Origin of the sequence: Pseudonocardia alaniniphila (assembly GCF_022524485.1) — a bacterium.
Classification (GTDB): Bacteria; Actinomycetota; Actinomycetes; order Mycobacteriales; family Pseudonocardiaceae; genus Pseudonocardia; species Pseudonocardia alaniniphila.
This window is the reverse complement of record NZ_JAKXMK010000028.1, coordinates 77,886-103,463: the sequence shown is the minus strand read 5'-3', so window position 1 is coordinate 103,463 and position 25,578 is coordinate 77,886. Positions and strand designations below refer to the sequence as shown.

The 25,578-nt window shown below is 69.9% G+C and carries 24 protein-coding genes, 1 tRNA gene and 1 other RNA gene; 11 read left to right on the top strand and 15 right to left on the bottom strand.

Annotated features, from left to right (window positions below):
- Positions 1-5 precede the first annotated feature (5 nt).
- The 7 genes from MMF94_RS29270 to MMF94_RS29240 form a co-directional block, all read right to left on the bottom strand.
- Positions 6-986: an ABC transporter ATP-binding protein gene (locus MMF94_RS29270; protein ID WP_241040469.1), complete on the bottom strand. Its 981-nt coding sequence runs from the start codon at positions 984-986 to the stop codon at positions 6-8.
- A gap of 159 nt (positions 987-1,145) precedes the next feature.
- Positions 1,146-2,069, bottom strand: coding sequence for an ABC transporter permease (locus MMF94_RS29265; RefSeq protein WP_241040468.1), 924 nt, complete (start codon positions 2,067-2,069; stop codon positions 1,146-1,148).
- A 31-nt stretch (positions 2,070-2,100) separates the two neighbouring features.
- Positions 2,101-3,105, bottom strand: coding sequence for an ABC transporter permease (locus MMF94_RS29260; RefSeq protein ID WP_241040467.1), 1,005 nt, complete (start codon positions 3,103-3,105; stop codon positions 2,101-2,103).
- A 115-nt stretch (positions 3,106-3,220) separates the two neighbouring features.
- Positions 3,221-4,897 carry an ABC transporter substrate-binding protein gene (locus MMF94_RS29255; protein WP_241040466.1) on the bottom strand — a complete coding sequence of 559 codons (1,677 nt, stop codon included), beginning with the start codon at positions 4,895-4,897 and terminating at the stop codon, positions 3,221-3,223.
- 253 nt (positions 4,898-5,150) lie between these two features.
- A complete protein-coding gene (locus MMF94_RS29250) occupies positions 5,151-5,309 on the bottom strand; it encodes a hypothetical protein (RefSeq protein ID WP_241040465.1) in 159 nt (52 codons plus the stop codon).
- Positions 5,310-5,511: 202 nt separating this feature from the next.
- Positions 5,512-5,700 carry a DUF397 domain-containing protein gene (locus MMF94_RS29245; protein WP_241040464.1) on the bottom strand — a complete coding sequence of 63 codons (189 nt, stop codon included), beginning with the start codon at positions 5,698-5,700 and terminating at the stop codon, positions 5,512-5,514.
- 334 nt (positions 5,701-6,034) lie between these two features.
- Positions 6,035-6,907: a helix-turn-helix domain-containing protein gene (locus MMF94_RS29240; protein WP_241040463.1), complete on the bottom strand. Its 873-nt coding sequence runs from the start codon at positions 6,905-6,907 to the stop codon at positions 6,035-6,037.
- A gap of 388 nt (positions 6,908-7,295) precedes the next feature.
- Between MMF94_RS29240 and MMF94_RS29235 the strand changes: the two genes are divergently transcribed.
- Positions 7,296-7,481: a hypothetical protein gene (locus MMF94_RS29235; RefSeq protein WP_241040462.1), complete on the top strand. Its 186-nt coding sequence runs from the start codon at positions 7,296-7,298 to the stop codon at positions 7,479-7,481.
- A 76-nt stretch (positions 7,482-7,557) separates the two neighbouring features.
- On the opposite strand, the gene recR is transcribed toward MMF94_RS29235, so the two are convergent.
- Positions 7,558-8,175 (bottom strand): recombination mediator RecR, encoded by a 618-nt coding sequence (recR, locus tag MMF94_RS29230; RefSeq protein WP_241040461.1) that lies wholly within the window; start codon positions 8,173-8,175, stop codon positions 7,558-7,560.
- A 3-nt stretch (positions 8,176-8,178) separates the two neighbouring features.
- On the bottom strand, positions 8,179-8,499 hold the full coding sequence (locus tag MMF94_RS29225; protein WP_241040552.1) for a YbaB/EbfC family nucleoid-associated protein: 321 nt from the start codon (positions 8,497-8,499) through the stop codon (positions 8,179-8,181).
- Positions 8,500-8,648: 149 nt separating this feature from the next.
- On the opposite strand from MMF94_RS29225, the gene MMF94_RS29220 reads away from it, so the two are divergent.
- Positions 8,649-9,440 (top strand): N-acetylmuramoyl-L-alanine amidase, encoded by a 792-nt coding sequence (locus MMF94_RS29220; protein WP_420852451.1) that lies wholly within the window; start codon positions 8,649-8,651, stop codon positions 9,438-9,440.
- Positions 9,441-9,451: 11 nt separating this feature from the next.
- Here the strand turns inward: MMF94_RS29220 and MMF94_RS29215 are convergent, their stop codons facing one another.
- From MMF94_RS29215 to ffs, 3 genes are all read right to left on the bottom strand, one after another.
- The gene (locus MMF94_RS29215; protein ID WP_241040456.1) at positions 9,452-11,815 is read right to left on the bottom strand and encodes an HAD-IC family P-type ATPase; all 2,364 of its coding nucleotides are present in this window, start codon (positions 11,813-11,815) and stop codon (positions 9,452-9,454) included.
- 121 nt (positions 11,816-11,936) lie between these two features.
- Positions 11,937-14,243, bottom strand: coding sequence for a DNA polymerase III subunit gamma and tau (locus MMF94_RS29210; protein WP_241040454.1), 2,307 nt, complete (start codon positions 14,241-14,243; stop codon positions 11,937-11,939).
- 58 nt (positions 14,244-14,301) lie between these two features.
- An RNA gene (gene ffs / locus MMF94_RS29205) (signal recognition particle sRNA small type) lies at positions 14,302-14,396 on the bottom strand.
- A 54-nt stretch (positions 14,397-14,450) separates the two neighbouring features.
- On the opposite strand from ffs, the gene MMF94_RS29200 reads away from it, so the two are divergent.
- Both MMF94_RS29200 and MMF94_RS29195 read left to right on the top strand, forming a co-directional pair.
- Positions 14,451-14,535 (top strand) — tRNA-Ser (locus MMF94_RS29200).
- A 216-nt stretch (positions 14,536-14,751) separates the two neighbouring features.
- Positions 14,752-15,111, top strand: a complete 360-nt coding sequence (locus tag MMF94_RS29195; protein ID WP_241040452.1) for a hypothetical protein — start codon at positions 14,752-14,754, stop codon at positions 15,109-15,111.
- 64 nt (positions 15,112-15,175) lie between these two features.
- Here MMF94_RS29195 and MMF94_RS29190 read toward each other — a convergent pair whose 3' ends face one another.
- Positions 15,176-16,276: a sensor histidine kinase gene (locus tag MMF94_RS29190; RefSeq protein ID WP_241040451.1), complete on the bottom strand. Its 1,101-nt coding sequence runs from the start codon at positions 16,274-16,276 to the stop codon at positions 15,176-15,178.
- Positions 16,269-16,964 (bottom strand): response regulator transcription factor, encoded by a 696-nt coding sequence (locus tag MMF94_RS29185; RefSeq protein WP_241040450.1) that lies wholly within the window; start codon positions 16,962-16,964, stop codon positions 16,269-16,271. Before MMF94_RS29185 ends, MMF94_RS29190 begins: the two co-directional genes overlap by 8 nt.
- Before the next feature lie 416 nt (positions 16,965-17,380).
- On the opposite strand from MMF94_RS29185, the gene MMF94_RS29180 reads away from it, so the two are divergent.
- The 6 genes from MMF94_RS29180 (at position 17,381) to MMF94_RS29155 (ending at position 24,030) form a co-directional block, all read left to right on the top strand.
- On the top strand, positions 17,381-18,022 hold the full coding sequence (locus MMF94_RS29180; RefSeq protein ID WP_241040445.1) for a M15 family metallopeptidase: 642 nt from the start codon (positions 17,381-17,383) through the stop codon (positions 18,020-18,022).
- Between the two features lie 17 nt (positions 18,023-18,039).
- Positions 18,040-18,741: an ABC transporter ATP-binding protein gene (locus MMF94_RS29175; protein WP_241040444.1), complete on the top strand. Its 702-nt coding sequence runs from the start codon at positions 18,040-18,042 to the stop codon at positions 18,739-18,741.
- The gene (locus tag MMF94_RS29170; protein ID WP_241040443.1) at positions 18,741-21,149 is read left to right on the top strand and encodes an ABC transporter permease; all 2,409 of its coding nucleotides are present in this window, start codon (positions 18,741-18,743) and stop codon (positions 21,147-21,149) included. Before MMF94_RS29175 ends, MMF94_RS29170 begins: the two co-directional genes overlap by 1 nt.
- A gap of 163 nt (positions 21,150-21,312) precedes the next feature.
- Positions 21,313-22,137: an inositol monophosphatase family protein gene (locus MMF94_RS29165; RefSeq protein WP_241040442.1), complete on the top strand. Its 825-nt coding sequence runs from the start codon at positions 21,313-21,315 to the stop codon at positions 22,135-22,137.
- A gap of 328 nt (positions 22,138-22,465) precedes the next feature.
- On the top strand, positions 22,466-23,434 hold the full coding sequence (locus tag MMF94_RS29160; RefSeq protein WP_241040441.1) for a universal stress protein: 969 nt from the start codon (positions 22,466-22,468) through the stop codon (positions 23,432-23,434).
- Between the two features lie 320 nt (positions 23,435-23,754).
- Positions 23,755-24,030 carry a GlsB/YeaQ/YmgE family stress response membrane protein gene (locus MMF94_RS29155; protein ID WP_241040440.1) on the top strand — a complete coding sequence of 92 codons (276 nt, stop codon included), beginning with the start codon at positions 23,755-23,757 and terminating at the stop codon, positions 24,028-24,030.
- 72 nt (positions 24,031-24,102) lie between these two features.
- Here the strand turns inward: MMF94_RS29155 and MMF94_RS29150 are convergent, their stop codons facing one another.
- Positions 24,103-24,579 (bottom strand): class F sortase, encoded by a 477-nt coding sequence (locus tag MMF94_RS29150; protein WP_241040439.1) that lies wholly within the window; start codon positions 24,577-24,579, stop codon positions 24,103-24,105.
- Between the two features lie 59 nt (positions 24,580-24,638).
- Between MMF94_RS29150 and MMF94_RS29145 the strand changes: the two genes are divergently transcribed.
- Positions 24,639-25,562: a hypothetical protein gene (locus MMF94_RS29145; RefSeq protein ID WP_241040437.1), complete on the top strand. Its 924-nt coding sequence runs from the start codon at positions 24,639-24,641 to the stop codon at positions 25,560-25,562.
- The last annotated feature ends 16 nt before the right edge of the window (positions 25,563-25,578 follow it).

Below are 25,578 nucleotides of genomic sequence, written 5' to 3'. Positions count from 1 at the left end.
GGCGGTCACTCCGCGCTTGCCGGAACGGGGTTGTGGCACCGCAGCAGCCGGCCACCGCTCGTCTCGACCGGAGGGCTGACCTCGGTGCATTGTTCGATCTCGCGCGGGCATCGCGGCGCGAACGCGCAGGCGTGGCCCCACGGCAGGTTGTCGACCACGGAACCGCGGATCGCCTCCAGCTCCTCCCCCGGCGGCGCGTCCAGCCGGGGGATCGAGCGCAGCAGTCCATGCGTGTAGGGGTGGCGCGGCGTGCCGAAGAGCCGGTGCCGCTGCGCGCGCTCGACGATCCGTCCGCTGTAGAGCACGTTCACGGTCTCGCACAGCCCGGCGACGACACCGAGGTCGTGCGTGATCATGATCAGGGCCGCGCCCGTCTCCTGCACGAGCTCGGACAGCAGCCCGAGGATCTGCGCCTGGATCGTGACGTCGAGGGCGGTGGTCGGTTCGTCGGCGATGAGCAGCCGCGGCTGGCAGGCGAGGGCGATCGCGATGAGGGCGCGCTGGCGCATGCCGCCGGAGAGCTGGTGGGGGTAGGAGTCGAGCCTGCGCCGGGGGTCGGGGATGCCCACCCGCTCCAGCAGCTCGGCCGCAGCCTTGCGGGCCTTGTCGCCCGCCATGCCCCGGTGGCGGCGCAGCACCTCGGTGACCTGCAGGCCGATCGGGATCACGGGATTGAGCGACGAGAGCGGATCCTGGAACACCATCGACAGGTCACGGCCGCGGCGCTCCCGCATCTGCGACTCGGACAGCGTCAGCAGATCCGTGCCGTCCATCCGCACCGATCCGGTGACCCGCACCCCGCGAGTGGGCAACAGCCGCATGATCGCCAGCGACGTCACCGACTTGCCACAACCGGACTCCCCGACGAGGCCGACCACCTGGCCTGGGACGACGTCGAAGCTCACCCCGTCGACGGCGATCGTGTCGGGCTCACGGCGGCGGGTGAAGGCGACCTGAAGGTCACGCACCTCCAGCAACGCACTCATCGCACTCCCTCGCTGCGCTCGGTCGGCCCATCGGGAGACGTCAGAGTGCGAAGGCGCTGTGACACTGATTCGCTCGCAAGCTCGCTCATCGCACTCCCTCGCTGCGCTCGGTCGACGCTTCGCGAAGGCGCTGTGACACTGATTCGCTCGCAAGCTCGCTCATCGGCGCCCCTTCGGATCGAGGGCCTCGCGCAGCGACTCGCCCAGGAGCGTGAAGCCCAGCGCCACCACGATGATCGCGGCCGCCGGGAAGAAGGCGAGCGCGGGTCGCACGTCGAGGTAGGTCTGCGCCTGCGCGAGCATGAGCCCCCATTCGGCACGACCGGGGTCGGCGTCGCCCAGGCCCAGGAAGGACAGCGCTGCCGCGTCCAGGATCGACGTGGCGAGCGTGAGCGTGGCCTGCACGATCACGGGCCCGATCGCGTTGGGGAGCATGTGGCGCAGCACCACCGCGCTCCGCTTCACGCCCAGCGCCGTGGCCGCGACGACGTGGTCACTCTCCCGCTGCGCGAGCATCGAGCCGCGGAGCAACCGCGCGAAGATCGGCACACCGACGATCGCCACCGCGATGATGACCGTGGTCTGCGACGGGCTCGCGGCCAGCGCGGCCACGGAGATCGCGAGCAGCAGGCTCGGGATGGCCAGCAGGACGTCGGTGATGCGCATGAGCAGGGTGTCGACCCAGCCGCCGAACGCGCCGGCGAGGGCGCCGATCACGATGCCGGCCGCGAGCCCGATCAGCGTGGCGAGCACACCCACCAGCAGTGTCTGTTGCGCGGCCAGGATCAGCCGGGAGAAGAAGTCGCGCCCGAGCTGGTCGCTGCCCAGCGGGAAGCCGTCCTGTGGTCCGGGGATCGAGCCCGGCCGCAGGTTCTCCTGCAGCTGCGGGAACGCCTCGGCAGGCCCGTGCGGGGCGATCAGCGGCGCCAACGCGGCGACCACCACGAACAGGCCGACGATCACCGCGCCCGCGATCGCCACCGGGTCGCGGCGCAGCCGCCGGAACGCCTCCGAGCTGAGGCTTCGTCCGGCGGAGAGGTCGTCGATCCGCGCCTTCCGGCGCTCCGCCCACGTGGTGGTCATGCCGGAAACCCGATCGTTGCCAGAACGCTGGTCATGAGAGCCGGACCCGCGGGTCGATGATCGCGTAGGAGAGATCGACGAGCAGATTCACCAGCACGTACACGAGCGCCCCCAGCAGCAGCAACGCCTGCAGCCGCGGGTAGTCCCGGAGCGTGATGGCGTCGGCGAGCAGTGTGCCGATCCCACCCCACACGAACACCTTCTCGGTGAGTACCGCCCCGGCAAGCAACAGGCCGACCTGGAGGCCGATGGTCGTGGACACCGGCAGCAGTGCGTTGCGCAGGACGTGGCGGCTGCGCACGGTGCCGGGGGCGAGGCCCTTGGAGTTGGCGGTGCGCACGAAGTCCGAACCGAAGACGTCGAGCACCGACGCCCGCGTGATCCGCACGATCACGGCGAGCGGAATCGTGGCCAGCGCAACCGCGGGCAGCACGAGATGGCCGAGCGCGTCGAAGCTCGCATCCCACTCCCGGGTGAGCAGCCCGTCGAGCACCGCGAAGCCGGTGACGTTCGTGGCGTCGAGGCCCACCGTCTGGCGGCCCGACGGTGGGAACCAGCCCAGCTGCACCGCGAACACGGCCTTGAGCAGGTAGCCCAGGAAGAACACCGGCACCGCGACGCCCACGAGCGTGCCGATCACGGTGGTGACGTCGAGCGGCCGTCCCCGGTGCTGGGCCGCGAGGTAGCCCAGCGGGATGCCGAGCGACACCGCGATCAGCAGCGCCGCGACCGACAGCTCGATGGTGGCCGGCATCGCGCGCCCGATCTCGGCCATCACCGGCTCGCCGGTGATCGACGATGTGCCGAAGTCACCGGTCAGCACGCGGGCGAGGAACCGGCCGTACTGCACGATGATCGGCTGGTCCAGGCCGAGGACGCGGTTGAGCTCGGCGACCCGTTCGGGTGTTGCACGGTCGCCGAGGAAAGCCGATGCCGGACCGCCGGGAAGGCTACGTAGCCACGCGAACACGAGCAGTGACAGCAGGAGCAGCGTCGGGATCACCTGTAACAGGCGCCTCGACACGAATCGCAGCATGTCCCCTCTCCTGGTGTAACGCTCGTATATGCCGCCGCGGGTGGCTACCGACGGCGGCGCATGGGAACCCGGGTGGCGCCGACATCGTCGGCGGCGCCACCCGGGGTCGGCGGGGTCAGCCCTTGCTGACCGTGTAGAACCGCTCGTCCGTCAACGGCGACGGGATCAGACCCGTGACGTTCTCCCGTACGACGATGGCGGGCGGCGAGCTGCTGAGCGGGACGGCCGGCAGGTACTTCGTCATCAGGTCTCGGTTGACCTGCTCGTACGCCGCGGCGTGCCCCGCCGGATCGAAGGTGGTGTCGGCGGTCGCGATCTCCTGGAAGAGCGCCGGGTCGGTGAAGCCGAACTCGGGCTTGTTGCGGCCGAAGAACGTGCCGATGAAGTTGCCCGCGTCGTTGTAGTCGCCGGTCCACCCGAGCAGGTGCAGGTCGTGCACCCCGTTGACGCTGACGGAGTCGAGGTAACCGCCGTTCCACGGCTGCGGCACCGCGTTCACCGTGATCCCCGCCTGGCGCAGGTTCTCCTGGATCGCCGTGAAGATGTTGGTGGGGTTCGGCATGTACGGCCGGGTGACCTCGGTCGGGTAGTAGAAGTTGACCGTCAGGTTCGACTGACCGGCCTCCGCGAGCAGCGCCTTGGCACGCTCGGGGTCGTACGGGATCGGCTGGATGTCACTCGCGTAGCCGGCCACCGTCTCCGGCAGGAACTGGCTGGCCACCACAGCGCCCTCGGGGAGCTGGTTGCGCACCAGTGACTCCCGGTCGATCGCGTAGGCCAGAGCCTGGCGCACCCGGATGTCCTGCAGCGCCGGGTTCTTCGCCTGGTTGATCCCCAGGTAGAGGATGTTGAACACCGGGCGGACGAGCACGTTGTAGCCGCTGCCCTTCAGCGACTCCCAGTCGGCGGGCGACGGGTAGTCGTAGCCGTCGATCGTGCCGGCCTGCAGCTCCTGCTTGCGCGCGTTCTCGTCCGGGATCACGCGGAAGATCAACCGGTCGACCTTGGCGGGCTCACCCCAGTAGTCGGGGTTCTTCACGAGCGTGATCACGTTGGCCGTGCGGTCGTAGCTCTCGAACTTGAACGGACCGGTGCCGGTGGGGTGCTCGGTGGCGTAGGGGCCGTAGGTGAAGGCCTCGCCGCTCTGCTCGATCTGGTCGGCGTTGTACTGCTGCATCGCGGTCGGGCTCGAGATCGACAGCGACGTGAGACCGAACGCCGCGGGGAAGGCACCCTTCGCGCGGTTCAGCTTGATCACGGCCGTGTACTGGTCGGGCGCGGAGCACGAGTTGTAGACGGGTGTGGCGGTGGCGCTCGCCTGGTTGTTGGTGAAGCCCTCGAACGTGTCGCTGTAGTAGACCGCCTGCGCCTGTGCGGCAGCGTTCGGCAGGTTCACCCAGCGGTTGAAGTTGAAGCAGACGGCCTCGGCGTTGAAGTCGGTGCCGTCGTGGAACTTGACGCCCTGGCGGAGCTTGAAGGTCCACTCGGTGAAGTCGGCGTTCGGCGTCCACTCGAGGGCCAGCGCTGGTGCGAGCTCGGAGCTACCCAGCTTGTAGGTGATCAGCGTGTCGAACATCTGCCGCACCGGCCGGAAGGTCTCGCCGTCCTGGGCGAACATCGGGTCGAAGTTGTCGGGCGCCCCCGGCACTCCGAACACCAGGGTGCCGCCGGTGGCGCCGGACCCGCCCTCGGCAGCTCCGTTTTCCCGCTCGGACTGAGCACAGGCGGCGAGAGTGACGGCGAGCGCTCCGGCCGCGAACACGGCCGCGAGACGTCGGGCAGCTGACCTCATGCGGGCATCACCTCTTCGGGTTGGACCCGCGAACAGTAAAGAGCGGGGATGCCGAACGTAATGGGCCGCGATACCGATCGGTAGATGTTCGAGTCACGGTTGGGCTACGGCTGGCGCGCGGCCGGACACCGTCTGCAGTGGGGCGCGCTCCCGGAGTACCTGGCGAGAGCCGCCCCGCAGCGTTGAAGAACCGCGGACGAGCGGCGCGTTCGTCCGAACCTATGAGCCAGTCAGACCGGGCAGGACCGTACGGCTAACGGGTGATCGCCAGGAGCAGGCCGATCGTGGCGAGGCCCACGCCGATGCCGACACCCAGGACGGGGTTGGCAATCGCCGCCCAGGTTGCGAGCCCTCCGAGGATGAGCACTACCAGCACTTTGAGGGGGATCTTCGAGCTGTCGTCCGCCGGCATTTTGCGATTCGGTACCGTCACTACGCCTTCTTCTGCATGGGGTGGGCACGGGCGGCTCCCTGTTGGCGCAGGGGGCCGTTCACATGAACGGCGCGCCGTCCCGGCTTACGGGGGCGTACGGGCTCACTCGTCGTCGGACGCCACGATGGACCTCTGTCCGCCGACGAGTGAGCCCGAGACGCAGTTACGTTGCCCGGCACAGTCAGGCCAGGTCGAACTCCCCGTTCTTCACCCCGGCAACGAACGCCGCCCACTCCTCGGCGGTGAAGACGAGCGAGGCCCGGCGCTCGGGGTCCTTGCTGTCGCGAACCACGACAGGACCGCCGGGCGTCCGCCCGACCTCGACGCAGCCGCCGCCATTGCAGTAGCTGCTGATCTGGTACTCGATCACTGGTGCTGGGGCCTTCCTGGGGGAGCGGTGGGTTGTACCGACAACGAGGGTCGAGCCCTCGCCGGTACGGCGTACGCCGGTCATCTTGCCCTCCGCTCTCCAGAGTTGATCTTGGGGCTCACCCAGTCGAGAATTTTGGAAACGCAGCAGGTCAGCAGCCCCGCGACCGCATCGACGACCGGTTCGCGCCCAGAGGGCCGAGAGCCGACGGCGGAGCCGTGGGGACAGGCGGATTTAAACACTGGCTGGGTTCAGCCTGCTATCCGGCATACCCGACCGTGCAAGCCCCAGAGAGCGAAGCACATGCCGTCACCGCTGGATCGTGCAGCGCGAGTCACAGGTATCGAGCGATGGTCTCCCGCGACTCATGCGGGGAGAGGGCGTGCTGGAGGACATCCGCGAAGACCTCCTTGTATCGGTCCACCTCGGACTGCGCGTCAAGGTACGTCTCCCCCGCGTGCCCCTCGACGTAGACCACATCAGACCCCAGCTCGTCGGGGATCTTGAGCAGTACGAAGTGTCCGTAGTGCGCACGGAGCAAACCCAACTCGAACGGCAGCACTCGCACCGACACGGTCGGCAGCTCGCTCATCTCGATGATGTACTCGAGCTGCGCCTTCCAGACTGCCCTTCCCCCGACTTTCCGCCGGAGAACCGCCTCGTCCAGGACGGCGACGAGCTCGAGCGGGGGCGGGCTGGTCCGGCGCAAGGCGTCCTGCCGCGTGACGCGCAGCTCCACGAGGCGGTCGATCTCCTGTGGAGAGTGGTGGGGCAGAAGCGTCGAGAGGACGGTGCGGGCGTAGTCCGCTGTCTGCAGAAGCCCGAACACCAGCGTGACGTCGAACGAGTGGATCACTGCGGCGTCGTTCTCCAACGCCGCATACCTGCCCGGGTTGTCCAGCACGAACCGCTCGGGGTGCACCCCTTCGGTCAGGGGCTCCCACCACCCCGGCTGCCTGCCGTCGCGCACGAGGCGGAGCAGCATGTCCTGCTCGGTGTCAGAGGTGACGCGGTAGATCCGTATCAACTCGCGGATATCGGGCATCTTCGGGATGCCCTTCCCCGTCTCCAGACGGGAGATCTTGGACGTGGAGCAGGTCATCAGGTCCGCAACCTCGTCGAGTGTCAACCCGGCCTTGCCCCGGAGACGCCGAAGTTCGGCTCCTAGTCGGCGACGGGAGCCGATGGGGCTCTGCGGTGCGGCCATGCCTCTCCTGATCGCGCGTCCACCACTGCTACGTGCGGGTGATCAATGCGCCAACACGCTCTCTGCAATTGCATGACGCACTGTCTTGAGGCAATCTAAGCATCCGTAGGTCGGATGTGGTACCCACCACACCCGTCTGCGGCATCCCCGGAGAGGAGGCCGCCGTGAACACCTTCCGACGCCTGCCTCTCCAGTCCTGTGCTCGACGCGAAGTCCGCTCCGCTACCCGGAGCGCCGCGTCCCGTCCCGGTGCGAATCCCGGGACCACTGCTGTCCGGCAGCCGGCCGGAACGAGTTGCACACCGAGAAGGGACTCGATGGGAATGTCGAACACAAAGATCAGCAGCAGCGCCCGCGGGGTGGCCGTCCACCTGGGCAGGTGGTCGCCATGATCGCTGTGATCGTGGGCGGGGTCGCCCTCATCGTGGTGATTGCGATCGTCGTGGGGATCGTCGACGTCGCGCAGGCCCCGTCATGGCGAGAGGTCGCGGCGGAACGGCGGCGGAACTGGGAGGCCCGCCAACCGGAGTACCACGGTGTCGACGACTACGACCCCCAGTGGGATGACGACTGACGCGGTGCGATCCCGGGGGGTGATCGCGCCACGGCGGTGCCGGGCAGTGCACCGGCGCCGCCGTAGGACCCCCGACTCAGAGGGTGCGACGGCCGGACAGAGCGCGGCCCAGCGTCAGCTCGTCGGCGAACTCCAGGTCGCCACCCATGGGAAGGCCGGACGCCAATCGGGTGACCGACAGGCCCGGGAAGTCGCGGAGCAGCCGCACCAGGTAGGTGGCCGTGGCCTCGCCCTCGGTGTTCGGATCGGTCGCGATGATCACCTCGGCGATCTCGCCCTCGTCCTGGGCCGGGCCGGTGCCACCCAGTCGGGCGAGCAGTTCCCGGATCCGCAGGCCGTCCGGACCGACGCCGGCCAGCGGGTCGAGCGCCCCTCCGAGCACGTGGTAGCGCCCCTTGAACTCGCGGGTGCGCTCCACGGCGAGCACGTCCTTCGGTTCCTCGACGACGCAGACGATCGTGGGGTCACGGCGCGCATCGGAGCAGTACCGGCATCGTTCCCGCTCGGAGACGTTGCCGCAGACCTCGCAGAAGCGGACGCCCTCCTTGACCTTCTGGAGCACGTCCTGCAGCCGCGACACGTCGACGGGGTCGGCTGCGAGCAGGTGGAACGCGATCCGTTGGGCGCTCTTCGGTCCCACACCCGGCAGCCGGCCCAGTTCGTCGATCAGGTCCTGGACCGGTCCCTCGAACACCGGCTAGCCGAGACCGGGAAGGCCGAAGCCGCCGGCGTCGCCCAAACCACCGGCCAGCGGTCCCATCTTCTCGGCCTGCAGCTCCTGCGCCTTGTGCGCAGCGTCCTGCAGCGCGCCGACGACGAGGTCCTGCAGAGTCTCGACGTCGTCGGGGTCGACGATCTTCGGGTCGATCCGCACAGAGCGCACCTCGCCGGCGGCCGTGCTGGTGACCTGCACCAGCCCGTTGCCTGCCTGGCCGACGACCTCAGCCTCCGCCAGCTCGGCCTGAGCGGCCATCAGCTGCTCCTGCATCTTCTGTGCCTGCTGCAGGATCATCTGCATATCGGGCTGACCGGGTTGCACAGCGATCTCCTCGCACGTCGTGCCCGGCGCGTCCAGCGCGTCCGGCTCAGGCCAAAAGGCTAACGCCTCCACGACCGGGGGACGCTCCCAGGCGGGGGCGCATCGGCCGTCCGTGTCACGCTGACCACGTGCGGATCGCTCGCCTGCTGCTCTTCGGAGCCGTGCTGTCAGGGCTGACCGCCGTGGGGAGCGGGTGCGCGACCCCGCCGCGGTTGCCCGCCGCTGCCATCGCGGCGCCGCCCCTGACGCCGGCGCCGGCGGCTGCCGACCCGCCCGTGGTGGTGCTCGACCCCGGCCACAACGGCCGCAACTCCCGCAACCCCGCGGAGATCAACCGGCAGGTGCCCGACGGGCGCGGGGGCACGAAGCCCTGCAACACCACCGGAACTCAGACGAACGCCGGATACCCCGAACACGCCTTCACCTTCGACGTCGCCTCACGCGTCGAGCAGCAGCTCACCGCCGCCGGGGTCCAGGTCGTCATGACCCGCACGGACGACGACGGTGTCGGGCCGTGCGTCGACGAGCGCGGGCGTGCCGGGGAGAGCGCGGACGCCGACGCCGTCGTCTCCATCCACGCCGACGGCGCGGCCTCCCGCGACACCGGCTTCCACGTGGCGTTCTCCGACCCCCCGCTCAACGCGGCTCAGGCGGGCCCGGCACGCGAGCTGTCCGTCAGCCTCCGCGACGCGATGCGGGCCGCCGGGTTCACGGATTCGAACTACATCGGCCGCGACGGGCTCTCCCCGCGCTCCGACCTGGCCGGGCTGAGCCTGGCCACCCGCCCGACCGCGCTCGTGGAGTGCGCCAACATGCGCAACCCCGACGAGGCGGCAGTGGTGTCCAGCGAGGAGGGGCGCGCCCGCTACGCGACGGCTCTGGCGCAGGGCGTACTGGCCTTCCTGAACCTGCCCCGCTGAGCCGTCGGGTCTCACGCCGTGGCGGGTGAAGGTTCCATCCGACTGTTGATGCGCGCCGCCACTTCCACCAGCGCCGCACCCACCACCGCCACGACCACGGCCAGCACCATCGTCGAGGTGTCCCCGGGGTCGAGCTGCCAGAACGCCTGCCCGAACAGCACGGGCAGGAACAGCGCGTAGCAGAACGCCGCCAGCGAGGCGGCGACCAGCACGATCTTCCACCACTCGAACGGTCGTGCGACGACGACGAGCACCCAGGTGGCGATGAGGTACAGCGTCACGACCGCGGCGGTGCTCTGCTGGACGGCCGTAGCCGTGGCGTCGGACCGGGCAATCAGGTAGGTCACCACCGTGGCCACCCCGGCGATCACTCCCGACGGGGCCGCGAGCCGCAGCACGCGGCGCACGAACCCGGGGCGGGCGCGTTCGGTGTTCGGTGCGAGCGCGAGGAAGAACGCCGGGATGCCGATCGTGAGCGAACCGATCAGCGTCAGGTGGCGCGGCAGGAACGGGAACGGCACCGCGGCCAACCCGATGAGGATCGCCAGCAGCACTGAGTAGACGGTCTTGGCGAGGAACAGGTTCGCGACGCGTTCGATGTTGCCGATCACGCGCCTGCCCTCGGCCACGACGTGCGGGAGCGTCGCGAACGAGTTGTCCAGCAGCACGATCTGCGCGACGGCCCGCGTGGCCGGACTCCCCGAGCCCATGGCGACCCCGATGTCGGCGTCCTTGAGCGCGAGCACGTCGTTGACACCATCGCCCGTCATCGCGACGGTGTGCCCGCGGGACTGGAGTGCGCCCACCATATTGCGCTTCTGTCCCGGGGTGACCCGGCCGAAGACGGTGCCGTGCTCGAGCGCGCCGGCGAGCTCGGACCGGTCCTCGGGGAGCCGGCGCGCGTCGACGGGGGCCTCGGCTTGCGGCAGGTGCAGCGAGGCCGCCACCGCACCGACCGACACCGCGTTGTCCCCGGAGATGACCTTGACCTCGACCCGCTGCGCCGCGAAGTAGGCCAGCGTGTCGGCCGCCTCGGGCCGTACCCGCTGCTCGAGGACGACGAGCGCGACGGGCTCGACCGTGCCTGGCGCCGTCACCGCGTCGACCGCGCCGTCGGAGCGGCCGAGCAGGAGCACGCGCAGGCCGGAGGCCCCCACGCGCTCGGCCTCCGCGCGCTCGGAGCTGCCCTCCGGCAGGAGCACGTCCGGCGCGCCGAGCACCCAGTTGCCGTTTCCGTTGAAGCTCGCGCCGCTCCACTTGCGCGCGGACGAGAACGGTGCCGTCGCCGACACCGTCCAGCCCGGCGACTCGTACGCCTCCGCCACCGCGGCCAGGCTCGCGTTGGGCCGGGGGTCGGCGGCGGCCAGTGCACCGAGCGGTCCGCTCAGCGAGAGCCCGTCCCGCCTGCCGAACGGCTCCACCCTGGCCAGCCGCATGCCGTTCTCGGTGAGCGTGCCCGTCTTGTCAGCACACACCACGTCGACGCGGGCGAGGCCCTCGATCGCCGGAAGCTCCTGAACGAGGCACTGGCGCCGGCCGAGACGGATCACCCCGACCGCGAACGCGATGCTCGTGAGCAGCACCAGCCCCTCGGGCACCATGGGCACCAGCGCGGCGACCATCCCGCGCACCGCGTCGTCGACGTCGGTGCCTTCGGTGTGCAGCTGGCTCCAGATGATCAGCGCCGCCGCGGGCACCATCAGATAGGTGACGATCTTCAGGATCCGGCTGATGCCCGAACGCAGCTCGGACTCGACGAGCGTGAACCGGCTGGCCTCCTCGGCCAGCTTCGCCGCATAGGCCTCGCGGCCCACCTTGGTGGCCTGCTGCGCGCCGGTGCCGACGGTCACGAAGCTCCCGGAGAGCACCTGGTCGCCCACCTGCTTGTGCACGGGGTCGGACTCCCCGGTGAGCAGCGACTCGTCCAGCTCGAGCCCTTCCGCGGCGAGCACCACGCCGTCGACGACGACCTGGTCACCGGGCCCGAGTTCGATGACGTCATCGAGCACGACCCCGTTGGGAGACAGCTCGACCGACGTCCCGTCGCGCCGCACCCGGGGGCGGGCCTCACCGATGACGGCCAGCCGCTCCAGCGTCTGCTTGGCCCGCAGCTCCTGCACGATCCCGATCAGGGTGTTGATGATGATCACGAAGCCGAACAGGCCGTCCTGGATCGGGCCGATCACCAGGATGATCACGAACAGCACACCGACGATCGCGTTGAACCGCGTGAACACGTTGGCCCGCACGATCTCCGCGACGCTGCGGCTCGCCCGGGCCGGCACGTCGTTGGTGCGACCCGTCGCGAACCGCTCCGCCACCTCGTCGGCTGTCAGCCCGACGAGAACGTCCGTCCGAACCTGTCCGGGGCTCACGGAACCGACCCTACGTTCGGTGCAGGCGCCACCCACCCATCGCCCCGCACTACCACCCGACCGGCGTGGACAGGGGGGACGAACTGGCTGCTGACCACCGTGGCCTGGCTATTCGCGCCGGTCAGCGGTGGTCGATCGCCCTGGCGCCCAGCTGAGCACTCAGCAACTCGATCGCCGCTTCCTCGGGGTCGCGGCGCTCGACGGGAGCCTCCGTGGGCTCGGCGGCCGCCTCGGCGATCATCGACTCCTCGTCGTCGGGCGGAGGCTCCTCCTCCGGCGGCTCGGGCGGAAGTGGCACGCCGTCGTCGGGAGCGGTGGAGCGACGGACCGGAGGCGGGCGAATGGGGCGGCGCTGCGGTGCCGGTGTGGAGGAGGCGGCTGAAGCTGAGCCGCCGGATGAGGCCGGCGCTGCCGCGGGCCCGTCGCCGTGCTCGCAGCGCACCCGCCAGCGAACGCCCAGCACTGCGTGCAGCGCCTCGGCGATCACCTCGGTGTTGCTCTGCTCCGAGAGCAACCGAGCCAGCGGCGCGGTGCCGATGCTGAGCACGAGGGTGTCGTTCTCCACCGCCCGGACGGTGGCGCTGACCAGCAGCGCGGCCGTGCGCTTCTTGCGCTCCTTGGCGACCGCGAGCACCTCGGGCCACGCCCGCCGCACAGCAGCGGCGTCGAGTGGGGCGGCAGCCGCGGGTGCGGCCGGGCGCATGGGGGCGCCACCGTCGAAGCGGGACGCCGAGTCGTCCGGAACGGCTGCGGCTCCCGATCCAGCGCCGTCGGACGCCGTGCGGCCGGGGTTGTCGTAAGAGGCGCCGCCGGTGCCCGGTCGGCGACCGGCTCCATCCGTGCTGCGGCGCGCGGCGGCGGACTCGTCGCCACCCGGTCGCTGAACGGCACCGCCACGGGAATCGACGCCGGGCCGCCCTCCCGCGGCCTCGCGTCGTGGATCGGCGGCTGCGCGCTCGCCGCCCTGTGGATCGCTGCGGACGCGCTCGGCCGCCGCGCCGCCCCGCGGATCTGGGCCCGGGCGTGCTCCGCCCTGGGGTTCGACGGGGCCAGGAGGCTCAGCGGACGGCCCGCCTCGCGGATCGGTGGCGCGCTGGGCCGGCGCAGTGGTGGCGGACGGGCGGGCGACCCGGCCGTCGTCCCCTCCCCGCGGCGGGGCTCCGGCGGGCTGCTCCGACCGTACGCTCGGGCGCTGGAACCGCCGGCGGCCCTCAACGGGCTCCTGCGGCTCGGCACCCGTCTCGTCCGCAGGAAGCGGAGCCGACGCGATCGCATTGCGCCGTTCGAGCCGCTCCAGACGTTCCAGCAGCCCCGGCTCGGCGACAGTGGCCGCGGGGAGCAGCATCCGTGCGCACAGCAGCTCCAGAAGCAGCCGAGGCGCCGTGGCGCCCCGCATCTCGGTGAGCCCCGTGTGCACGATCTCGCCGTACCGCGTGAGCGTGGCCTGCCCGATCTTGCCGGCCTGCTCGATCATCCGCGCCAGCTCGTCGTCGGCGGCCTCCACCAGCCCGCGCTCGGCCGCCTCCGGAACCGCCTGCAGCAGCGTGAGGTCACGCAGCCGCTGCAGCAGGTCGGCGGCGAACCGGCGAGGGTCGTGCCCGGCCTCGACCAGCCGGTCGACCGCCTCGAACACGGCCGCCCGATCGCTCGCGGCCAGTGCGTCGACGACGTCGTCGATCAGGGCGACGTCGGTGACCCCCAGGAGCGCCACCGCCCGCTCGTAGGTGACGCCCTCCGGTCCGGCTCCGGCGAGCAGCTGGTCGAGGACCGACAGCGAGTCGCGTGCCGAGCCACCCCCCGCCCGGATGACCAGGGGGAAGACGGCGGGGGCGACGACCGCGCCCTCGTCGGCACAGATCCGCTCCATCAGCTTGCGCAACGTGCCGGGCGGGATGAGCCGGAACGGGTAGTGGTGGGTGCGCGAGCGGATGGTGGGCAGCACCTTGTCGGGCTCCGTGGTGGCGAACACGAAGACCAGGTGCTCCGGCGGCTCCTCCACGATCTTGAGCAGGGCGTTGAAACCCTGCGTGGTGATCATGTGCGCCTCGTCGACGATGAACACCCGGTAGCGGGACTCCGCAGGGGCGAAGAAGGCGCGATCGCGCAGCTCGCGGGTGTCGTCCACACCGCCGTGGGACGCGGCGTCGAGCTCGGTGACGTCGATGTTGCCCGGACCGCCCGGCGCCAGTGAGATGCACGACGGGCAGACACCGCACGGATCGGGCGTGGGCCCGAGCTCGCAGTTGAGCGACCGCGCCAGGATGCGCGCCGACGACGTCTTACCGCAGCCACGGGGCCCCGAGAACAGGTAGGCGTGGTTGATACGGCCCGCGGCCAGCGCCGTGCTCAAGGGATCGGTGACGTGTTCCTGCCCGACCACCTCGGAGAACTTCGCCGGGCGGTACTTGCGGTACAGAGCCAGCGCCACAGCCGCGAGGCTACCGACCGGCACCGACAGGGGGCCGCGGGGGAAGCCACATGCGGACATGAGGGGACCCCGCGCACCCGACAGAGCCCGTTGACCCTTGCTGCCTTCCGGCCCTGGGGGAGTTCACAGGATGGACGCCGCGCGGGGTCCGTGGACGAGTGTAGTGCCGACGTCGGCGGCGCGAGCGACCCGGCTATGCTTCGACACGGAGGATTCGCCTAGTGGCCTATGGCGCACGCTTGGAAAGCGTGTTGGGTTCACGCCCTCGCGGGTTCGAATCCCGCATCCTCCGCTCTCTGAGCAGCACGAACGCCCGGTCACCGCACCTGCGGGGCCGGGCGTTCGTCTTCGGTTCCCGGCTCAGTCGATTCCAACGCTTGCGCGCGAGACTCACCGGAACGCCGCAAACCCCGTCTGCGCCAGGTGACGCAAGGCGCGGTCCCCTGTCCGGCCGAGTCGTCGGCTGCGGCAGCCGGTGCATGGAAACGTTCCGCGAGGAGGAGAACACGTGACAGCCGCACGAGTACTGGTGGTCGGGCTCGATCCCGCCAAGATCGAGGGCTGGGACCCGAAGCCGGTCCAGGCGGCGATAGCACGCGGACGAGCCCGTTTCGACGATCACGATTTCGAAGCCGACTGGTGCCTGGTGGCGCTCGACGAGAACCCCGAAGGGGCGATCGTCGAGGCGCTGACCCGCGGAGACTACGGCTGTGTGGTGGTCGGGGGCGGCATCCGCAGTCACGAGCCGCTGCTCGAGTTCTTCGAGAAGGTGATCAACCTGGTCCGGCAGCATGCACCCGCCGCAGCCATCGCCTTCAACAGCAGCCCCGAGGACTGCGCCGACGCAGCTCTGCGGTGGTTGCGCTAACCCAAGGCAGCCCTACGCCCGCACTTCCGGCGGAACGTCATGCGGACGGTCGGACAGCCCACGGTCAGTCGCATCTGCGAGCGTGCAGTGGCGCGGCCGGTAGTTGCACCGTGACGCGAAGCCCCCCGGCGGCCCGGGGGGTGAGGGTGAGGGTTCCGTCGTGTGCCTGAGTGATGCTTTTGACGATTGCCAGTCCGAGGCCCACACCTGCGTGGTCGGTGTGTATGCGTTCGGTGCCGCGCTGGAACGGCTCGGCAAGCGTGGAGATCAACTCCTGTGTGAGCTTCTCGCCGGTGTTCTCGACGGTGAGCACCGCACTCTCATGGTGAACTCTGGTCGTGACCCACACGGTTCCTTGTCCAGGCAGATTGTGGACGACCGCGTTGTGCACGAGGTTCGTCGTCATCTGCAGGAGGAGCGCGTGTGAACCGATGGTGGGGGTCAGGTCACCGGACGTCTCGATGGTGAGGCTGCGCTTTTCTGCGAAGGGGAGGAGTGTTTCGGTGGCTTCTTCCGCGATGAGAGACAGGTCGACGCGTTCTCGGCTGAACGACCGCTGGTCGGCGCGGCTGAGCAGGAGCAATGCTTCAGTGAGGTCGATCGCTCGGGCGTTGACGACGTGGAGGCGATCGACGAGTTCACCGGCGTCGCGTTTCGGATCGTTGCGGGCCACGTCGAGAAGTGTCTGCGTGATCGCCAATGGGGTGCGCAGTTCGTGGGAGGCGTTGGCTGCGAATCTCTGTTGTTCGGCGACGTGCGCTTCGAGTCGTGCGAGCATGGTGTCGAAGGCGTCGGCGAGTTCGTGGAACTCATCTCTGCGGCCCGGCAGCCGGATTCGGTGGGAGAGCGATCCGTTCGCGGCCGTACGTGTGGCATCGGTGATACGCGTCAGAGGCGCGAGCATGCGACCGGCGAGGATCCACCCTCCCAGGAGACCGAACACGAGCAGGAACGCCATCACTGCGATTGCCGCTGGGGCGAAGGCCCGCAGGAGGTAGGTGCCCGGAGGTGCGATCACCACGTCCATCACGTCCCTCGCCACCTGCCGGTATCGCATGAGGAACACCGCCACAGCCGCGAGCAGCAAGGCGCCCGCGAGCATGAGGAATCCGGCGTAGCTGAGGGCGAGTTTGAGACGAACGCTCAAACCAGGGGCTCTATCCACGGTCTCCTCCCTCGTGCCCGGCCTCCGGTTGCGTGTCGATGCGGTAGCCGACGCCGGCCACGGTGGCGATGATCCCGGGTTCGCCGAGGCGTTTGCGCAGCGCCGAGACGGTGATGCGCACGGCGTTGGTGAAGGGATCGGTGTTCTCGTCCCACGCGCGTTCCAGGAGCTCTTCGGCGCTGACGACACCGCCTTCGGCGGCGACGAGGACTTCAAGCACGGCGAACTGTTTGCGGGTGAGCATGACGTAGCGGCCGTCGCGGTGGACCTCGCGGCGGAACGGATCCAGACGCAGGCCTGCGATCTCCCGCACGGGTGGTCTGTTGTGTGCGCGCCTGCGGTCGAGCGCCCTGAGCCGGAGCACGAGTTCGCGGAGTTCGAACGGTTTCGTGAGGTAGTCGTCGGCGCCGAGTTCGAACCCGGAGGCCTTGTCGTCGAGCCGGTCGGCAGCGGTGAGCATGAGGATGGGCATGCCGCTGCCGGAGGCGACGATGCGTCCGGCGACCTCGTCGCCGGAGGGCCCGGGGATGTCGCGGTCGAGGACGGCGATGTCATAGGCGTTGATACCCAGCAGTTCCAGAGCGGTGTCACCGTCACCGGCGATGTCGGCCGCGATCGCTTCCAGGCGTAGCCCGTCGCGGATGGCTTCTGCCAGATAGGGCTCGTCCTCGACGATCAACACACGCACAAGCCCTCGATGCTACGAGCCGAGGCATATCGTCGGCATACCGAAAACCGGATACGTGCTGGCAACACCCTGCTGTCTTGACTGCGGGCATGACCACCAGCGGACCGACACGAACAGCACGCCCGGTCTCTGGAGTCCGCAAGCACGAAATGCGACGACCTCCTGCCCGAGGACCGGGGCCGGAACCGGTGAAGCGGACGACGCGGGCGCCGGCCGATGCGTTCGGAGATCGCTATCCGACGCAGCCCATCGGGGTCGGCCGCTGCCAGGTAGGACGCACGAGTCGGCGCATGTCGTCGGAATACCGACAGCCGCCTCCGTCCTGGCGACACCACGCCACTTCGACCGGAGACGTGTCCCACCGCGAGCCGCCACGACGAGCAGCCCGCCTTCGACGCTCGACGATCCTCATCGTCATGACGGTGGTCATCGCCGCGGTCATCGGAGCCCTGATCGTCCAGTCGGCGTTCTCGTCCCCTCCGGCGGCACCCGATACCGCCGCGCGACCCGCTCCGGCAACGGCGGCCCCCCAGGCAGATCACGACAGGCGGCGTCACCCTTCACCACGCACCGACGGTCGTCACGGGGACCGTCAGGGTGCACTCGGCAAGGCCGACGGTGCCGTCCCCGGCGGCGTGACGGTCTTCGACGACGAGATCCCGGCCGTGGCCAACCTCGAGCCCGGTCTCCTCCATGCCCTGCGTGCAGCGGCGACGGATGCTGCGGGCGACGGGGTCGGGTTCACCGTCAACAGCGGCTGGCGCTCCGCGGAGTACCAGGACCAACTGCTTCGCGAGGCCGTCGCCGAGTACGGCTCGGAGGAGCAGGCCGAACGGTGGGTCGCGACAGCAGACACCTCTCTTCACACCTCCGGGAACGCGGTCGACATCGGGCCCACCGATGCCACGGCGTGGCTGTCGAGGCACGGCGTCGAGTACGGGCTCTGCCAGATCTACCGCAACGAACCCTGGCACTTCGAACTGCGCGCCGACGCCGTCGATGACGGTTGCCCGCCCATGTACGCCGACCCCACGCAAGATCCGAGGATGCAGAATTGACCAGCAGCCGCCATGCCATGACGACCCCTCAGCACGCCACTCAGGAAATCCTGGCTGCCAGCGCGCGGGGCCTGACCAAGACCTACGGCCGGGGCGACACCGAGGTGCATGCCCTGCGCGGCATCGACCTCGACCTGCCCCGAGGTCGGTTCACCGCGATCATGGGGCCGAGCGGGTCCGGCAAGTCCACGCTGATGCACTGCCTGGCCGGACTCGACCAGGCAAGCGGCGGCACCGTCACCGTGGCCGGCACCGACCTCGGATCACTCGACGACGACGCGCTCACGACCTTCCGCCGCCGGCACGTCGGCTTCGTGTTCCAGTCGTTCAACCTGCTGCCGATGCTCACAGCGGGCCAGAACATCGTGCTCCCGCTCGAGCTGGGCGGCCGCCGGATCGACGACGCGGCGAAGGAGCGCGCACGCACGCTCGCCGACATCCTCGGCGTGGCCGACCGGCTCGGCCACCGGCCCGCGGAGCTGTCCGGCGGCCAGCAGCAGCGGGTCGCGATCGCCCGTGCCCTGGTCACCCAGCCGGACCTGCTGTTCGCCGACGAGCCCACCGGAAACCTGGACAGCACCACGTCCGCGGAGGTTCTGGACCATCTACGCCGGTCGGTGCGCGAGCTGGGCCAGACCGTCGTGATGGTCACCCACGAGCGGGACGCGGCGAGCTACGCCGACGACGTGGTCACGATGCAGGACGGGCGGATCGCCTGATGCGCACCGTCTTCCGCGCGTCGTTGCGGACCCACGTGCGCAGGTACGTCGCTGCAGCGATCGCGGTGGTCGTCTCGGTCGCCTTCGTCGTCGTGATCGGCGTGCTCACGTCCGGGGCACGCGCCGGGCTCATGGAAAGCTTCGGGGCGGCGTTCCGCAATGCCGACTACGTGGTCGACGCCGACCCTGTGGACGCATCCCTGGACACGTCGACCTCGATCGAGGTCGTCGATCGCCTCGGCGACAACGCCAACGGACTCGGCCGGGTCTTCCTGCCGGCGCGCGCGGGCGACTGGCAGGGCGAGACGACCGTGGGGCCGATCGCCGCCACGAAGGAGTTGCGCTGGCAGAAGCTCACCTCGGGCCGCTTCCCGGAACGAACGGGCGAGGCAGTCGTGCATGTGTGGGACGCCCAGGCCCGGGAGATCGCGATCGGCGACCTGATCCGGATCGGCGAGGGCCCCACCACGACGGACATACGAGTGGTCGGACTGGTGGAGTCGCCCTCCACCATGACCCAGGCCTCGGTGTACGTCACCTGGCCGCAGTTCCTGCAGTGGCGTGACGCCCCCACCTTCCACGTGGGCAGGGTGGCGGTGCGCGGAGAGGTGGGTCAGCTCCCGGAAGGCGCCGCAGCGTATCCGGCGGAGGAGTACGTCACGGCAGGCCTGGCCAAGCTCAACAACGACACGGACACGTTCGCGTTGATGCTGCTGGTGTTCGCCGGCATCGCGCTCGTCGTCTCGGTCCTGGTCATCGCGAACACGTTCTCCATCCTGTTCGCGCAGCGACTCCGCGACTTCGCACTGCTGCGCTGCGTCGGCGCGACCCGGCGGCAGGTGCTGGGTTCGGTACGCCGGGAGGCGGCCGCGGTCGGGGTGCTCGCGTCGCTGACCGGGACACTGGCCGGCGGCGGTCTCGGCTACGGGCTGATCGCCCTGATCAACACCCTCGCGCCCCGCACCCCGATGGGCGCTCCCGACCTGCCCACGCCCTGGCTGGTGGGCGGGTTCGCCATCGGTCTGGTGGTCACCATGGTCGCGTCCTGGTTGCCGACCCGGCGCGTGGTCCGGGTGAGCCCGCTGGCGGCGCTGCGCCCCGAGGCCACGGTCGACGTGCACACGGCCACCGGCCGGGCGCGGCTGGCTCTCGCCGCGCTTCTCCTTGTCACCGGCCTCGCAGTGCTCGGGGTGGCGATGATCCGGGACAGCACGGCACTCATGCTGGCCGGCGGAGGATCGCTGTTCACCGGCGTCCTGCTCCTCGGGCCGGTGCTCGTCCCCCGCCTGGTCCGGATCACCGGCGCGCTGCTCGGTCCCGCCGGGCGGCTGGCCACCGAGAACGCTGTGCGTAACCCGCGCCGGACCGCCACCACCACCGCCGCTCTGCTGGTCGGCGTCACTCTGACGACCGCCGTGCTCACCGGGATCTCCACGACGCGTGCGGCGATGGACGAGCACCGCGACAGACAGCACCCCATCGATGCCGCGCTCACCTCGATCGACGAGCCGGTCACCCCCGCCCTGCTCGACCAGGTTCGTCGCACTCCCGGTGTGGAGCAGGCCGTCGCCGTGGACGGCGCCGTGGCCCAGGTCACCGGGATCGCCGATCCGATCCCGGTCCTCACCGCGCCGGACTCGGCGCAGGTGGCCCGCGACGGCGGGGCGTTCTCCCGGGTTGAGCCGGGGACGATCAGGCTCGACCTGGGAGCCTTCGAAGATCTGAGCATCCAGCGCGGTGATCGGGTGACGGTGCGCGTCGGCGATCGGCAAGCCCAGCTGCGGGTCATCGCCCTCACCGGCTGGGGCCGGGCCGGCATGGTCGCGCCCGAGACCCTGGCACAGCTCACCGATGCCCCCGAACCGCATGTCATCTGGGTCCGCGCCGTCCCCGGCGTCGACTCGCTCCAGCTCGTCGACGATCTGGACGGGCTGGCGGATGCGGCAGGCGCGGAGACCAACGACCAGCTGCAGGCCCGAGCGGCCGAGGACCGACAGCTGGACATCCTCACCTGGTCGGTGCTCGCCCTGATCGGCATCTCCGTGGCGATCGCCCTGATCGGGATCGCGAACACCCTGGGGCTGTCCGTACTCGAACGCGCCCGCGAACACGCGCTGCTGCGCGCGCTCGGTCTCACCCGCGGTCAGCTGCGGCGGATGCTGGCGGGCGAGGCGGTGCTGCTGTCGGTGGTGGCCACCCTGCTCGGCACCGTGATCGGGGTCGGGTTCGCCTGGGTCGGCTACGAGACGTTCGTGAAGCGCGCCCTCGCCCAGGCCACCATGCACATCCCCTGGCCGGCACTCGGCGTCGTCGTCCTCATCGCCGCCCTGGCCGGACTTCTCGCCTCTGTTCTCCCGGCACGCCGGGCCGCCCGGGTAGCTCCGGCCGCAGGGCTGTCCTTGGACTGACACCCTCGTCGATCGCCTGAGCCGGCGGCTGATGGAGGAAGCTGCTGGTCGTTCGGAAGATGGGTCGCCGGACCTCGAAATACCCCTCCCGAATACCGTTCGCCGAAATGCGCGAATCGAGCCTCTTGTGCCGTGAACCGCCGTCGCACAGTAGCCTGGAGGCATGGATGTCGAGTTCGTCGACGACGTACTGAGCAGTGTCGCCACCGCGGAGATCATGCCTCGATTCGGACGGCTTTCCGCTGCCGACGTCGTATCCAAGACGTCAGCTTTCGACATCGTATCGACGGCGGATCGGGCAGCGGAGAAGGCGATCACGGAGGTGATTCGTCACGAACACCCGCGAGCCACCGTGATCGGGGAGGAAGCCGCGGCCGACGACCCGGGCATCGTGGAAGGCCTCGACGACGCCGACCTCGCATTCGTGCTCGACCCCCTCGACGGGACGAAGAACTTCGTGGCCGGCCTCCCGTTGTTCGCCGTCATGGCCGCAGTCGTCGAGCGAGGCCGGATCGTCGCGGGCGTCATCCACGACCCGGTCACCCGCACCTCGGCGATCGCGACCAACGGTGGGGGCGCGTGGATCCGCCGTGACGGCTCCACCGGCGCACGGTTACGAGTCGCCGATCCGGCGCCCGTGAACGAGATGGAAGCAGTCGCGGGCGCGCAGTTCCTGCCGGAATCGATGAGGAGCGTGGTCACGGCGAACCTGTCCGCGCTGGGTGGTTACACGTGGTTCCGTTGCGCCGGGCACGAGTACCGGATGGCCGCGGCCGGGCATTGCCACCTCCTCTCCTACAACCGCCTGATGCCGTGGGACCACGCGGCAGGCTGGCTGTTGCACCGCGAGGCGGGCGGCTTCAGCGCCCATTTCGACGGCGCCCCCTTCCGCGTCGGCCGCATGTCAGGCGGCTTGCTGTGCGCACCGGACGAGGACTCCTGGCATGCGGCCCACCGCACCTTGTTCGCCGGGGTGAGCACGTCCTGATCGCCTTCGAACAGTTGCGATCAATCGACTCGTCGATCCTTACGTGCCCTTATGCGTTCACCTGGGCCGATCGTCAGGATAAGGCGCTTGAGCATTCCAGCTAGCAGGAATGCACGGACCCCGTAGGCATCAGGATGTTGGAACCTGCTGGCTGCGATGTATCGCACCGGACACTGGCGCGACGATGGCTTGCGTTGTACCAGCTGTCATGTAGTGCGTTCCGATACTCACATACCGCGCGAACTGGTCAGCCGAGCATCGAGCGTCGGCGTTCCACGCATCCATTCGCGATCGGGCGCCACCGGTGTGGAAAACGGAGAAACGGGTCATGGAAGAAGGCATCGACACCCCCGGCAACGCAGCCGACTCGGCGGGACGATCCGGGCGAAATGACATGAACTGCGTAGTGGCGTACTCACCGGACGGCGGTGGCCAGGCGGCACTCGCGGCGGCCCGCCTGTTCTCCTCCCCGGGCGTGGTGCTGACCGTCTGCACGATCATCCCCGAGATGGCGAGCAGCCCGCACACCGCAGTGGGGGGCGCCGAAGATGCCGAGTCCCTGTGGAGGTCCGCGGCGAAGGGGCTCGGCGAGGCCAAGGCATTCCTCGGAGACGACGTGAACGCGGTGTACATGACCCGCACAGCGCGCTCACCGGCCGAGGGGATCATTGCGCTGGTCGCTGAGGTCGACGCCGGCATGGTGGTACTCGGCGCCTCCCGGGATGAGCCATCCCACCGGTTCTCCGTAGGGAGCGTCACCGGCGACGTGTTGCGCGGCACGCAGGTGCCGACCGTGCTCGCCCCGATCGGCTACCACCCGGAGCACCGGGTGCGGCTTGCGCAGATCACCTACGGGTACGACGAGCCGAGGCCGTCGAATGCGGTGGCCGCCGCGGCGGCGCAGCTCGCTCTGCGCCACGAACGGACACAGCCGGTTCCGGTCAGCGCCCTCCACCGGGACCGGCTCGGGACGATGCAGTGGGGGGCGGGCGACGTGCTCCTCATCGGTTCCGCTGATCTGGGCTCGATCCGGCCGGCTCGCCAGAACAACATGGCCACCACCGTGGGCGATACGCCTGTCCCCACTGTCGTCGTACCGAGCCGTCGCGCGGCGATGGAGCAGAGGGTGTCGGCCTACCATTGCCCGACGTGCGAGGTAGAGGGCCGCGACCACGATCCCGACCCGGTCTGCTGGAGCTGCGGGGGACCCACTGTCGTCACCAGTAGGCCGCTGCTGAACACGCCCGGCCCATCGCCGGACAAATCAGCCGTGACGCCGCGAAACGAACATTGGTGAACGAATCCGCCGCAGGGGCCGCGCTCCGGCTGAGCAACGATGTGCCCGGCTTCTGCGGTTGAGATGACCACGGGACGCCGGACAGCTCGTCGCTCGCTCCGCCCGGCCTGAGCGCGTCCACGATCTCGCGTGGCTACCCGTGTCGATCACGCATCAGTCCATCCGGCGCTCGGCGCTGCACGTCCTTCGGTGGCGGTCGTTAGCCCGATCGGCGCAAAGAGCGCCCGCGTTGTGTCGATCACGCTTGGTTCCCGAACTGATCGGGAAGCCTCCCGAAACGGGTCGTCAAGAGCGGCCCCCGGGCCTTAGCTGGAGGAACCGTGACCGTCACGGGCATCATCACTGCGATCATCGTCGGCCTCATCATCGGCGCTCTGGGCCGACTGGTCGTGCCGGGTAAGCAGCCGATCCCGATCTGGCTGACGATCATCATCGGTATCGTCGCCGCCTTCATCGGCTCGTTCATCGCAGGCGCCCTGGGGTTCGCGACCGGAGCGGGCTTCCACATCGGAGAGCTGATCCTCCAGGTCGTCGTGGCCGCTCTCGGGGTCTTCCTCGTCTCGGGCATGTACGGCCGTAGGTCCGTCCATCGGTAACCCATGACAACGGCCGGCGCCGGGTCCACCCTTCGAGGTGGGCCCGGCGTCAGTCGTTTGATGGGGTTCTGCTCAGCCGATCCGGTCGGCATACACCACCACGTTGTCGAGGTAGTGCCCCGACCTGCGGTCGAACGCCCCTCCGCAGGTGATGAGCCGCAGTTGAGCGTTCGGGGTGTCGCCGTAGACCTCGGCGGTCGGGAAGGAGTTCTTCCCGTACCGCTCGGTCCGGCCGACCGTGAACTCCGCGGTGGTGCCGTCGGCTCGGTCCACGGCGATCCGGTCGCCGGGGCCGAGGTCGCGGAGCCGGAAGAACACCGCGGGTCCCTCCCGCGAGTCGACGTGACCGACGACCACGGCAGGACCCGCCTCGCCGGGCTCGGGCCCTGCGCGCCACCAGCCGGTCTCGTGGTTCGTCGGAGGCGGTGGCAGCACCCCGTGCGGGTCGAGGTCGAGCGCCAGGATCGCGGCGTCCACCCCGATCCGCGGGATGCGGACCCGGACGGGATCCGCGACCTGCTCGGGCTCGGCAGCCGCGGTCACGGTCATCGCCGGAGCGACGACCGGGGCCGCACTCTCGCGGGCGGTCCCGCAACCGGTGGCCAGGAATGCGGCTGTGGCCAGCGTGGCTACGGTCAGGGCACTGGGACGGATACCGGTGCGCATGGCAGGTCCGGTCAGTCCGTGCGGTCCACGCGGAACCCACGGCGGACCAGCGCGGCCCCTCCGGCGAGCGCGATCACACCGGCCGCGCCGAGCGGGACGGCGAGGTCGGCGCCCCCGGCCGTGCCGCCGGCGCCCGCGTCGACCCCGCCGGAGGGGGCCCCGCCGTCGTCATCGTCGTCGTCGGCCGGAGCGAGCAGCCCACCCGAACCGGTCTGCACCCCACCTGCCGGAGCCCGACCGTCGTCGTCACCACGACGATCGTCGTCATCGGCAGGGGTCAACAGCCCACCCGTACCGGTCTGCACACCACCCGCCGGAGCCCGACCATCATCGTCACCACGACCGTCGTCGTCATCGTCGTCATCCGCCGGGGCCAACAGCCCACCCGTGCCGGTCTGCACCCCACCAGCCGGAGCGCGGCCATCATCGTCACCACGACGATCGTCGTCATCGTCATTCGCCGGGGCCAACAGCCCACCCGTACCGGTCTGCACCCCACCAGCCGGAGCCCGGCCATCATCGTCACCACGACGATCGTCGTCATCGTCGTCATCCGCCGGGGCCAACAGCCCACCCGTACCGGTCTGCACCCCACCAGCCGGAGCCCGGCCATCGTCGTCACCACGACCGTCGTCACCGGGGCCGTCGTCGTCGTTCTGGGCGGACGCGACGGCAGCGGGGGCCGGCACGGCCTGCGGCGCGGCGACGGCGGGTGCGGCGCCGACCAGCGTGACCGTGCCCGCAGCGACAGCCGCGAGGAGGATTCGTCGAGCGATGATGTTCATGGCGATCGGCCTCTCGTCCGGGTTCCAGCGGGGAAATCCGCTGATCAGGACGCTATGGAGGCATCCGGACGCATCGGGTGAGACCGGGATGAACGTC